The sequence below is a fragment of the Microbacterium profundi genome, from assembly GCF_000763375.1.
GTDB classification, from domain to species: domain Bacteria; phylum Actinomycetota; class Actinomycetes; order Actinomycetales; family Microbacteriaceae; genus Microbacterium; species Microbacterium profundi.
Genome location: NZ_JPSY01000001.1, coordinates 683,462 through 695,880, shown reverse-complemented (window position 1 = coordinate 695,880; position 12,419 = coordinate 683,462). Strand labels below are relative to the sequence as shown.

Genomic DNA, 12,419 nt, shown 5'->3' with positions numbered 1-12,419 from the left:
TCGAGCGGATGCCGGGGTACCGGCGACTCCGAAACGCCGAACTACGCCTTCGTCTTCACCCGCGCGCGCACCCGCGGCTTCGACTCGGCCTGCGTGAGCTGCACCGGATCCTGATCGTGTTCGCTCTTCGACCCGTAGGTGTACGAGCCGTATCCGTAGCTGTCCGGACCCTTGGTCGGCAGCATCGTCACGACGATGCCGAGCAGGTTGACGCCGGCGGTCTCGAGCGTGCGGATCGCGCCGGAAAGTTCAGGCTTGCGGGTCTTGCCCGATGCAGCAGCCAGAATGACTCCACGCGTCTTCTTGCCGATGACTGCGGCGTCGGTGACGAGCAGCAGCGGGGGAGCGTCGATGAGAATGTAGTCGAAGTACTCCTCCAGCGGCGTGAGCAGGCGGTCCATAGCCGCAGAGCCCAGCATCTCGCTGGGGTTGGGCGGCACCGGGCCGCTGGGAAGCACGTAGAGCTCGTTCGTGCCCCACTTCTGCAGCGCATCCGAGACGCCGACCTGGCCGATGAGCACGCTGGTCAGGCCGACGCCGCCCTCGATGCCCATGTAGTCCGCGACGCGGGGGAGGCGCAGGTCGCCGTCGATCAGCGCGACGCGTGCACCGGTCTCGGCCAGGGCGATCGCGAGGTTCGCCGTCGTGGTCGACTTGCCCTCACCCGGCCCGGCGCTGGAGATGACGAAGGTGCGCGAGCCGGAGTCGATGTCGAGGAACTGCAGGTTCGTGCGCAGCGAGCGGAACGACTCGGCGCGGGGGCTGCGTGGGTCGGCGTGCACGATCAGCGGGCGCTTCTGCGCGTCGGGGTCGTAGGCGATGCCGCCGAGCATGGGCTTGTCGGTGATGAGCTCGAGGTCGTGCAGTGCGTGGATGCGTGTGTCGAGCACGCTGCGCAGCACGGCGGCCGCGACGCCGGCAGCCAGACCGAGCAGTCCGCCCAGCACGATGAACAATGGAATGTTCGGGCTCGTCGGCGCGGTCGGCTCAGCAGCCGGGTCGGTGATCGTGATCTGCACCGGGCTGGCGCCACCCTCGGTGTCAGGGCGCTCGAGGTCGGTCTGCACGACGTTCGCGAAGCTCGTCGCTGTCGCATCCGCGATCTTCACGGCGACTGCCGGGTCGGTGTCGGTGACGGTGATGTCGATCAGCACCGTGTTGAGCGCGGTGGTCGCGGTGATGCGCGACGCGAGCGCGGACGCCGACGTGTCGAGGTTGAGTTCTTCGATGACAGGGTCGAGTACGAGGGCCGTGCCGATTACGTCGACGTAACTAGTCACCATCTGACGCGCGAAGGTCGTTCCCTGCACGAGGTCGCCGGTTGCCGCGCCCTCGGTGCGGACAGACACGTAGAGCTGCGTGGAGGCCACGTACTTCGGGGCCTGTGTGAAGGCATACGCGGCACCACCGGCGAGGCCGACGAGCAGCAGCACGAGAATGATGATCCAGTTCTTGTGCAGGATGCGTATGTAGTCGCGAAGTTCCACGCGGTCTGGTCCCTTTGAGTTGATTGTCAGTGTGTTGCCAAAGCTTCAGTCATTGTTCCATAGGCTTCAGCGGTGAAACGGTTGCCGGCGTGCCAGCGCGTCATGTCACAGGCGCGTCAGCCGCCGTACACGCCGTAGGCGGTGCGGTCTGCGCCCTTGGTCGGCAGCATCGTCACGACCGTTCCGAGCACCTTCGCGCCCGACTTCTCGATGGTCGCTTCAGCGTCGGAGAGACGATTGGCCCGGGTCTTGCCGGATGCCGTGACGAGAATCGCTCCCTGTGTCTGGCGAGCGAGCACTGCAGCATCCGTTACCAGCCCCACCGGTGGCGAGTCGATGAGGATGATGTCGAAGGCCGCCTTCAGGTCGTTGAGCAGTGCGGTCATCGCGGTCGATCCGAGCAACTCTGCAGGGTTGGGCGGCACGGTGCCGGCGGGAAGGATGAACAGCGCTCCGCGCCCCCAATGCTGCAGGGTCTCGCTGGCGACGGCGCGACCGATGAGCACCTCGGTCAGCCCGACGCCACCCTCGATCGAGAAGTAGTCGGCGATGCGCGGCAGCCGCAGATCGGCGTCGATGAGTGCCACGCGCGCGCCCGACTCGGCGAACGTGATCGCGAGGTTGGCCGTCGTGGTCGACTTTCCCTCGCCGGGTCCGGCGCTGGTGACGACAAGGGCCATCGACCCTTCGCCGAGATCGAGGAACTTGACGTTCGTGCGCAGCGAGCGGAATGCCTCTGCGCGGGGGTCGCGGGCGTCAGCAGCCACCACCAGTGGGCGCTTCTTCGCATGAGGGTCGAGTGCGATGCCGCCCAGCGTCGGTGCCGAGACTGCACGTTCAACGTCTTCGATCGTGCGGATGCGGTTGTCGAGCACCGAGCGCAGCACAGCGACACCGATGCCACCGACGAGCCCGAGCAGAGCACCGAGCGCCACCGTGAGCGGAATGTTCGGCGCGGAAGGAGAGACAGGCACCGAGGCCGCTTCGAGCGTGTCGATGCGCACGAGGCTGGGCCTGGCGTCGACGGGCCGCTCCAGCTGCTCGGCGACGACAGCGGTGAAGCTGTCGCCGATCGCGTTCGCGAGTCGCGCCGCTTGCGCGGGATTGCGATCCGAGACCGTGAGGGTGATCGCGGTGCTTGTCGTCGACGCTGCTGTCGCGCTCACCTTGGAAGACAGCTGCGCGACGGTGTAGTCAAGGCCGAGATCGTCGATGACCGGTTGCAGCACGAGCGAACTCGGGATGATGTCGATGTAGCTGCTGACGGCCTGCTGTGCATAGCCGCGAGCAAGGTTGAGTTCGGAGGGTGTCGCCGCATCTCCGGCCTGGGCAGAGACGAGTAACTGCGTCGACGTGGTGTAGCGAGTGGGCGTCGTGAGCGCGACCAGCAGGCCGATGCTGAGGCCGATCAGGGCCAGCGAGACGATCAGGACGAGGTTGCGTCGCAGAAGGCGCACATAGTCCTGTACGGTCATCGCTCTCCAGTCTTCGAATGTGTCGGCGGCCGCCGGGTATCCTTACAGAGAGTAGTCCAATCCGCCGCCGTCACCGGTGAGCCTGCAGAACGGTAGTTCATGTCTCCGAGCAACGAGATGTCTGATCTCGATCTGCCCGCGCGCGCCGTGACCGATTCGCCGCGCTCGGACCCGCTGCTGGAAGCTCTCGTGGGACGCCCACGCGACGAATCTCGTCCGCACGCCGAGGGGGCGGATGCCGCCAAACTCGTCAACCTGGTCGATTCGGCGGTCGTGAACAGTTCACCGTCGGTCGTCTTCGTGGGTTCCGAGAAGACGGCGAAGCGCAAGAAGCCGCGCGGGCATCGACGCATCGACTGGGTCAACACGACTATCGGTGCAGTCGCCGTCGTCGTGGTCGCTGCGACGGCGGTGTTCGCCGGCGTACAGGTGGCGAGCGCTGATCCGGCAGCCGACGCCGTCGAGGTTCTCGCCGCCGATGAGGCGTCGCTGGCCGGGGCAGAGAACTCGCTCACTGCATCGACGACACGACTTGAAGAAACCATCACGACGGCGCTCGCCGATTCTGCTCCCATCCGCACGGCGCTGGGCGAGCTCGCTGCGTCGGCCGATCACGCTGAGACGGCTGATCCCGCGGCTCTCGCTGCGGCGATTCAAGCGGTCGACGCCTATCGCGCAGGTCTCGAGCAGACGGTCGTTCCGACGGCGCTCGCGCCATTCGAGCGCGGCTCGGTCGATGAAGACAAGCTCGAGAGCGTCGCCGATGCGATCAATCGGGTTCAGGAAGCATCGACCGCGTTGGACGAAGCCTCTGACGAACTGCGCACGACTCGTACCGCGGTCGACGCATTGAACACCTCATACACCGGCCAGCTCGCGACCTTCGCCACGAGCCTCACGGCGTATGCAACGGCTCAGAACGACGCCTACCCGGTCGCGGATCAGAGCTTCCGGGATGCTGTCACCGCTGCGGCGACAGCCGTGACGGCGACTCCGCTGAACGGTGCAGCCGGCGCTGCGGCACTCGCGGCCTTCCGAGATGCTGTGCTCGCGCTTCGCGACGAAGACCTGCGAGTGCGCGAGATCGAAGAGGCGGAACGGGAACAGTCACAGAACAATCAGGGGCCTGTGACACCGACGCCTGAGCCGAATCCGGACGAGACGGATCCTGGCACGACGGATCCCGGGCCAAATCCCGGAACTGAACCCGGAACAGACACGACGGATCCTGGCATCGACACGACAGATCCCAATGCATCGGGAGAATGACGCTGGTGAGCTACCTCGTGCGTGTCGACTCCAAGAATTGTGTGTGCAAACATAGAGACGCTTGATGCGCACGCATAAAGTTTCGGGGATGCGGTCGGGGGCAAGTCGGGTGGAACATCCCGCGAAAACGGGAGCGGATGCAGTCATGGCGGTCGGAAACAAGAAGGTGTGTGCGTCGCGATGAGAACGCCTGCTTGGGAGACCCGCTACGGGCGAAAGCTGTTGTTCACTGACATAGCGGTCGTGGTTGCGGCGGTCTTTGCTGCTCAGTTCGTACGATTCGGAGCGACGCCCGCTGACCTGGCGAGGCCCGTCTCGTCGACATCGATAGATATTTCGTATGGAGTGCTGTCTGTCATCCTTATCATCGGGTGGTTGGCGATGCTTGCGGTCGGCGAATCACGGAAACCACAGAATTATGGTGCTGGCTCGTCGGAGTATCGCCGCGTCGTCTCAGCAACGCTGATGACGTTCGGGATATTTGCGGTTCTCGCATTTGCTTTGAGGGTAGATATCGGACGCGGATATTTGTTGATCGCGTTGCCGACTGGTCTCGTCGCGCTGGTCCTCTGTCGGTTTTTGTGGCGTCGCCGGTTGCATTGGCAACGCCGCCAAGGTCGAAACGTGTATCGAACGATGCTCGTCGGCGAGGCAGCAAAGATCCACCACGTTCATCGTCAGATGCAAGCGGACGCGAATGCTGGATTCGATGTTGCACTCGTTGCCACGAACGACAGGGGACGGGTGGCGAGCGCCCTAGCCGAAATCGCAACGTGCTCGTACGATGATTTGCTGACCTCGGTCGTCGATTTCGAAATCGACACAGTAATCATCACTGGTGCAGACGACTTCCCACCTGAACGGTTGCAGCGGCTCGGCTGGGCATTGGATGATCTTGGGGTTGACCTCGTTGTGGCGGCCGCGCTGACCGACGTCGCGGGGCCGCGTATTCATATGCGTCAAGCCGTTGGCTTTCCATTGATCTACGTCGACTACCCGAAATTGACAGGGACAAAGCGACTCGTTAAGCGGACTCTCGATCTGCTCGGCTCGCTTTTCCTTATCCTTGTGCTGTCTCCTGTGATGGTGATCGTTGCGCTGTGCGTTAAATTGAGCAGTAGGGGGCCGGTTTTTTATGCACAAGAGCGAGTGGGCGTCAAGGGAAAGCCGTTCGCGATGTTCAAGTTTCGCTCGATGATTCAGAATGCCGACGATCAGCTCGCATCTTTGCTTGATGCGCAGGGCACCCTGGATAAGCCTCTTCATAAGGTCGACAATGATCCCCGCGTCACATCGATCGGACGATTCCTGCGGCGCTATTCGCTCGACGAGCTTCCTCAACTGTTCAACGTACTCATAGGGACTATGAGTCTGGTTGGACCGCGCCCGCAACGGGAGGCCGAAGTGGCATTATATGATGTCCACCACCATCGTAGATTGTTGGTTAAACCGGGCATCACGGGTCTGTGGCAGGTCAGCGGACGCAGTGCGCTCGATTGGGACGATGCGATCCGACTCGATCTGTATTACGTAGAGAACTGGTCGCTGGTGGGGGACCTCGTAATCCTGTGGCGGACGGTGCGAGCGGTCGCGGTCGCGGATGGTGCCCACTGAGAGTTCGCGGGCGTTACTGTGATACGCGCGTCTAATGGCCGTCAAGAGTCACCGGTCACCGCCGGGCATCCGTGTCGCTTTGTTTGTGCCACCTGAGAGACACACGTTTTCGTGGGTCCAAGGGTCGGTTGAACCAGCAGGTTCAGTACTAGGGTTGGTTCATCGTGGGTGAGAATAACGCAACGTTCCAAGCACCCGTCACGAGGCGAACTGCGCTAGCGGCAACAGCCGCGGGGGTGGTCGGAGTCGCGGCGGGTGCCGCGGGGACGAAGATTTCCGCGACGCTGAAGCCGGACGATAACGCGGTTGCCGAACTTATCGGAGAACCCCGCAGTAGCACCCGTGAGGCTCTCGAGACGCTACTCGACGCGGATCGCGCTGCCATCGATGCGCGGCTCGCGTATACGACGCCGCGGACGCTTCGTATCGAAGCGGGAGTGGAAGGCGTTGACGGGACTGGTCAAGTCGACGACAGCGGTGCGATACAGCGAATTCTGGATTCGGCGTCCCGTGGGTCCACAATCGTTTTTGGTTTACCAGGGAGCTCCCGCCACTTCCGCATTGACAAAACTTTGGTTATTAACACAGGGCAATTGCGAGTGATCGGCACTGGCGCCGATCATTACAGCGCATCCCTGCACACGGCGGCACCAATCACCATGCTTCAAGTCAGGGAGAGCGGGCTGATTCTCGATCAGGTCGCCTTCTCCTCCTCGCCCGAGCGAGGCGCGGAACAAGCGACGGGGGTGGAATTCCTCGGCTCGGATGCCGCGGATATCGACGGGCATGTGCTGCGTTGCGCGTTCTTCAAGCTGCTCAGGGGAGTTGTGATGCGGGGTAAAAACTTGCGAATCGAGAACTCGCTCTTCAGCTCGGGCCGCACGGGAATACACGTCGGGGGAGCCGACAAGACGTTTCACCAGAAGTTTGAGTCACGTAACCTGATCGCCCATGCGAATCGATTTCACGCAATGGGTGTCAAACCCGATGACGCAGACGTGATGATCAGCAATGAGCATCAGCACAGCGCCTCACAGATCAACAACAACTTCTTTGACTACTCGTGGGGAGGGAATCAAATTGCGATTCATGGTGCCGCCTCCGCCGAGCATTCTGCGATCAATATGGTCGGCAACAGTCACCATCAGATGGCTGGCGCGGCCTACTCGCTCGACAGGGTATCGACGTGCAAGGTTTCGTCCGCGCAGGTCGTCGGTGACACGGCGTCGGAAGGCGTAGCCGTGTCGCTAACAAACTCGAACGCCGTAAGCCTGGTTGATGTCTCTGTCTCTAATCACCATGTGGGATTTCAGGTATCTGACGCGGTGCATATCGCTTTGAGAGGCGTCACTGCTAGCCAAAACCGGTCTGACGGGTTGATACTCGGGCGAGGCCTCAACAGGCTCACGCTTGACGGTGTTTCCGCATTCGGCAACGACGGCTGGGGCATTACAGGAGTCCCGCCCACGAACGCGTATCGAGGGCTGGTGAGCTCCTATCTGAATCAACGAGGTGATCTTTCGCCTGACTTGGGCCTCTGAAGCATAATTCGGAGTCCACATCAGTCTCTATAGCCTTCCGCGCTCAGGAGGTGGATCGAGTGGGACACGGTGACGAGAGGTACGGCCAGCTGACGCCGATTTGCTCGTCGTACCAGCTTCCAAGGGCGATGCGCAACGGTTCCTGGGTGGATGCCGTCTTCTGCTTCGACCTGTCCTGTCAAGGCAGACGTCGTTCTGTAATGTAGGTGCAGTGACTTCAGATCAGATCATCGACCTATCGCGCGCAAGCATCGGGAAGGGACATCCTGCTTTTACTATCGCTGAGATGTCCGGCAACCACAATGGCGATCTGGAGCGCGCGCTGCAGATCGTCGACGCGGTTGCCACAACAGGTGCGACCGCGCTGAAGATCCAGACCTACACAGCTGACACCATCACCATCGACTCGGATGCTCCAGCGTTCCGGGTGAAGAGCGACCACGGTCTTTGGGGTGGCCGCAACCTATACTCGCTGTACCAGGAAGCGCACACGCCATGGGAGTGGCATGAGGCGATCTTTGATCGCGCGCGTTCGAATGGCCTGATCCCGTTCTCGACGCCGTTCGATCCCACTTCGATCGATTTTCTCGAGGGGCTGGGAGTCGAACTCTATAAGACAGCTTCTGCCGAGATCGTCGATCTGCCGTTGTTGCGCGAGGTCGCCCGCACCGGTAAGCCCATGATCGTTTCGACCGGTATGGCGACGCTTGGCGAGATTGACGCCGCCGTCACAGCTGTGCGCGGCGCCGGCTGCACGCAGCTTGTACTCCTCGCCTGCACGGCCGCTTACCCCGCGCTTCCTGAGGAGGCACGGCTCGGCAACATTCAGGTGCTTCGGGATGCATTCGACGTGCCCGTGGGGCTGTCCGACCACACGCTCGGTATCGGGGTCGCAACCGCCGCAGCTGCCCTGGGCGCCGTTGTGATTGAGAAGCATCTCACCCTCGACCGCGATAGTGGAGGAGTCGATTCTGACTTCTCACTCAATCCCGCTGAGTTCGGCGCACTCGTGGTGGCCTCCGAGCAAGCGCGGCTCGCCGTCGGAAGTGGTGTTGCCTTCGGCCCGACAGAGCAGGAAAAAGCCGTTCTCGCACTGCGCCGCTCGCTTTATGTCGTGGTAGATGTGCGGTGCGGCGACACTGTAACCACGGAGAACGTTCGGTCCATTCGTCCCGGCGGTGGATTGCGGTCGGACGCCTTCGAAATGGTCGAGGGCCGCCAGTTCACCCGCGACGTAACGCGAGGCACTCCGCTCACGTGGTCCGTGGTCTGAGCAAACCCCGACCCGCCGTCATCGTGCGGTAAGCAATCGCCACTTTGCATGCGTTTCGAAACCATTTGCGTCAGCGGGCAAGTGCGGTAGGTACCCGGCGGAGAGGAATAGGCGCCGGGAGGCAGCATTGTTCTCATGGACACGAGCCAGCATCCGGATTGGTTGCGCGGAAATCAACGCGTTCTCGCCGGCGATTAGGGCGGCGCGACCCAGTCCACGACCCCGGTTGACAGGTGCCACGGTGATCGAAATCTCCCAATCGGAGCCAGCGCGACGATCCCAGCGGACCGTAGCGACGTTCCGATGACCGTCCTCGATCAAGAATAGCTGGCGGTCTGCGTCCGCCAGACAGCGCTCCAACCATGCGCGGTGACTTTCCCACTTCAGTACTGAGCTGTCTCGAGACATCGCACGGGTGGTGTCGTCGTTGCGCCAATCGAAGAGAGTCCGAGCATCATCGGCGGTCGCGCGTCGAGCGGTGAGAGCCTGCGGAGTACCGCCGCGTTGTGACCGGATGCCGGCGAGTTCCTCCCATGCCGATACGATCCGCCAGGCGCCGAGCCCGTCGACGGACGCACGGAGATGTTCTCGTGACTGTTGCGTCCAATTCCTATCGGTGAACAGCGACGCGAGCCCTTGAACCCGCTCGGCGAGGTCGTTGTGAGGTGGCTCGCCGAGTGGGACGGCAAACCCGGCATCGATCGCGGCCCGATAGCCACGTCGCTGGTTGTCCACTGCGCACACCAATGCCATCGGCACACCGATGTACGCAAAGTCCCATACGGAAGTGCCCGCCGCGCTGATGATCAGATCTTGCTCGCGCGCCACCGCGGGGAGGTCCTCGACGAATGTGTGTAGCGTCAGCTGGTGCGGTGTGTGGCGGCAAGCGTCGATGATACGCCGATGTCGCTCCGCTGCGGCGATGACGGTGATCGCGAGCGGTTGGGAGACTGTGGTGAGAGCCTCCGCGGCACGCGCGGCGAGGGCATCAGGATCGGTGCCGCCCATCACAACGAGCACTCGCGGGCGATCACCTGCGACAGGCGCGAACTCTCTCTGGCGCCTCACCTGGTCCCGGATCACCGTAGCGTCGATGCCGAGAATCCGGTGCGTGCTGAGGTCCGGTCGTTCGAACCAGAATTCTGCGCCGAGGTTGGCGTCGATCGCTAAATGCGCACGGCGGACGCCATATATTCCGTCCTGCATGTTGCTCAGCAGGAGGTCCTCACGGCTCAACTCCGGCACATCCCAATACGAATCGATGTGTAGGACGGCTGCATCCTCCGCAAGCTCCGGCAACTCCTCTGCCATCCGGCTCGGGTCCATGAATTGGAATGGGACATCCGGCGCCGTCCCAATGGCTTTCGCGCGGGAGAGGTCTGAGATGTCACCAGCGATCCGTACGCGCCAATCGCGGCGTGCGGCCTCCTGGGCAAGCGCCAATGCGCGCATCAAATGGCCCATGCCGTATCCCGTCCCGGCGTTGCAGTGGATGAGGACGTCTCTGTGCGTCATGTGCGGCTCCTCTTTGGCGGACGGAATCGGTCGTACCCCACACGTTAGGATAGGACGGGCTCGGGGGAGCGTCCCCCATGCCATCCCGACTACGCGGGGGACAATACGACGTGTCAGTTCTCGAGGGCTCCAGCATCCTCATCACCGGTGGTACCGGTTCGTTTGGCAAAGCTTTTATCCGGTTTGCGCTAGACAACCTAAATCCGCGCAGGCTTGTGATCTTCTCGCGTGATGAGCTCAAGCAGTACGAAGTCCGTCAGCTGTTCGGCGATGACCCGCGTCTCCGATGGTTCATTGGAGACATCCGTGACGAGCGTCGTCTCGCTCGTGCCCTCCACGGCATCGACTTCGTCGTGCATGCGGCGGCTCTCAAGCAGGTTGACACGGCCGAGTACAACCCATTCGAGTTCGTTAAGACAAACGTCTTGGGCAGCCAGAATGTGATCGAGGCGTCGATTGACGCGGGCGTGAAGAAGGTGGTCGCTCTGTCTACCGACAAGGCGTCAAGTCCGATCAACTTGTACGGCGCCACCAAGCTCACCGCCGACAAGTTGTTCATTACCGGCAACCACTACGCCGCGGCCTATACGACGCGGTTCGCAGTGGTTCGCTACGGCAACGTGATGGGTTCCCGCGGCTCGGTTATCCCGTTCTTTCGACAGCTGGGGGAGAAGGGCATGCCCCTTCCGATCACAGATTTGCGATGCACAAGGTTTTTCATCACGCTCCCTGAAGCGGTGCAGATGGTGGTCGATACCTTCGAGTTCATGCAGGGCGGCGAACTGCTGATTCCGCGCATCCCGTCAATGAAGGTGACCGATCTCGCTTATGCCGTCGTGCCGGACGCGGAACTCGTCGATGTCGGCCTACGCCCCGGTGAAAAGCTTCACGAGGAGATGATCAGTCCCGAAGAAGGTCGGCGAACGGTCATCATCCAAGACGGTAAGTACTTCATCATTCAGCCCGATCTCGCCTCGTGGGGCTACCGGGCGCCGACAGGCGCGGTGCCGGTGCCTGAAGGATTCGCATACCGCTCTGACGGCAACGACCAGTGGTACACGCGGGATGAGATCGCGGCGATCATCGAGACCGGACTCTGAGCATGCTGCCGTATGGACGGCAGTCGATCTCTGACGACGACATCGCTGCCGTTGCAGAGATCCTCCGCGGTGACTGGCTTACTACCGGGCCAACTGTCGCTGCATTCGAGGGCGAAATAGGTCGTCTCGCCGGCGGGCACCGCGCGATCTCTGCCACCTCCGGTACTGCGGCGCTGCACATGGCGTACGCGTCCATTGGCGTGCGCCCAGGTGACGAGGTCGTATCGACACCGATGACCTTCGTAGCGACGACCGCGATGGCATCGGTCCTCGGCGCGAAGATCGTATTCGCGGATGTGGAGGAGGACACTGCGCTTATCGACCCAACCGCGGTAGCCGCCGTTGTAACGGAGCGCACGCGAGTTATTGCTGCGGTCGATTACGCCGGGCATCCTGCCGACTACGATGCGCTCAGGCCGATCGCCGACAGTGTCGGTTCGCTGATCCTTGACGACGCAGCGCACTCGATCGGAAGCACCTACAAAGGGCGGCCCGTTGGTGACCTAGCCGACCTTACAACCTTCTCATTCTTCCCTACGAAGAACCTCACCACCGGCGAAGGCGGCGCCCTTGTCGCAAAGGACGCAGTTGTCGCTCAGCGCGCACACGAGTTCCATTTCATCGGACTCGTCCGCGACGCCGATCGGTTCCGGATCACCACCGAGGGTCCATGGCACCAGGAGGTGCATGAGTTCGGGATGAACTACCGCCTCACGGATGTGGCCAGCGCTCTCGGGCTTACTCAGCTACGCCGGCTCGGGGAGTTCAAACGTCGTCGGGCTGAGATCACTCAACGCTACAACGAGGCGCTCAGTGATCTCGACGGAGTTCGTGTTCCGGTTCAGCGTCCAGACGTCGACCCGATCCGTCATCTGTATCCGGTGCGGATTCTCGGCGAGCGCAGGCGCGAGGTGTTCGATCGGATGCGCGCCGAGGGGATCGGTGTGCAGGTGAATTACATGCCGGTGTACTGGCACCCGGTATACGCCGACGCCGGCTACAAGCGGGGCATGTGCCCTAACGCCGAGGCATTCTATGCCGAGGAGTTGTCACTGCCGATTTTCCCCGATCTCACCGATGCGCAGGCGGACCAAGTTATCGAGACCCTCATGAGGGCTTTGCTGTGACACGGGTGGGTATCGTCA

General features: G+C 62.2%; 9 protein-coding genes. 6 read left to right on the top strand and 3 right to left on the bottom strand.

The features are described from left to right. Window positions 1-41: 41 nt before the first annotated feature. Complete coding sequence (locus JF52_RS0103220) at window positions 42-1,487, bottom strand: polysaccharide biosynthesis tyrosine autokinase (protein WP_033105014.1); 1,446 nt, start codon at window positions 1,485-1,487, stop codon at window positions 42-44. A gap of 116 nt (window positions 1,488-1,603) precedes the next feature. Next, window positions 1,604-2,962, bottom strand: a complete 1,359-nt coding sequence (locus JF52_RS0103215) for a polysaccharide biosynthesis tyrosine autokinase (protein WP_052166717.1) — start codon at window positions 2,960-2,962, stop codon at window positions 1,604-1,606. A gap of 99 nt (window positions 2,963-3,061) precedes the next feature. Between JF52_RS0103215 and JF52_RS0103210 the strand changes: the two genes are divergently transcribed. From JF52_RS0103210 to pseI, 4 genes are all read left to right on the top strand, one after another. After that, complete coding sequence (locus JF52_RS0103210) at window positions 3,062-4,231, top strand: hypothetical protein (protein ID WP_033105013.1); 1,170 nt, start codon at window positions 3,062-3,064, stop codon at window positions 4,229-4,231. 180 nt (window positions 4,232-4,411) lie between these two features. Continuing rightward, window positions 4,412-5,845: a sugar transferase gene (locus JF52_RS0103205; RefSeq protein WP_033106248.1), complete on the top strand. Its 1,434-nt coding sequence runs from the start codon at window positions 4,412-4,414 to the stop codon at window positions 5,843-5,845. Window positions 5,846-6,081: 236 nt separating this feature from the next. Then, window positions 6,082-7,386, top strand: coding sequence for a hypothetical protein (locus tag JF52_RS0103200; RefSeq protein ID WP_033105012.1), 1,305 nt, complete (start codon window positions 6,082-6,084; stop codon window positions 7,384-7,386). Between the two features lie 211 nt (window positions 7,387-7,597). Beyond that, window positions 7,598-8,659 (top strand): pseudaminic acid synthase, encoded by a 1,062-nt coding sequence (gene pseI, locus JF52_RS0103195; protein ID WP_268746241.1) that lies wholly within the window; start codon window positions 7,598-7,600, stop codon window positions 8,657-8,659. Between the two features lie 18 nt (window positions 8,660-8,677). Here the strand turns inward: pseI and JF52_RS0103190 are convergent, their stop codons facing one another. Beyond that, on the bottom strand, window positions 8,678-10,174 hold the full coding sequence (locus JF52_RS0103190) for a bifunctional UDP-2,4-diacetamido-2,4,6-trideoxy-beta-L-altropyranose hydrolase/GNAT family N-acetyltransferase (protein ID WP_033105011.1): 1,497 nt from the start codon (window positions 10,172-10,174) through the stop codon (window positions 8,678-8,680). Window positions 10,175-10,284: 110 nt separating this feature from the next. On the opposite strand from JF52_RS0103190, the gene pseB reads away from it, so the two are divergent. Both pseB and JF52_RS0103180 read left to right on the top strand, forming a co-directional pair. Continuing rightward, the gene (gene pseB, locus JF52_RS0103185; protein WP_033105010.1) at window positions 10,285-11,274 is read left to right on the top strand and encodes a UDP-N-acetylglucosamine 4,6-dehydratase (inverting); all 990 of its coding nucleotides are present in this window, start codon (window positions 10,285-10,287) and stop codon (window positions 11,272-11,274) included. 2 nt (window positions 11,275-11,276) lie between these two features. Continuing rightward, entirely contained in the window at window positions 11,277-12,401 is a 1,125-nt protein-coding gene (locus JF52_RS0103180; RefSeq protein WP_033105009.1) for a DegT/DnrJ/EryC1/StrS family aminotransferase, read from the top strand. The last annotated feature ends 18 nt before the right edge of the window (window positions 12,402-12,419 follow it).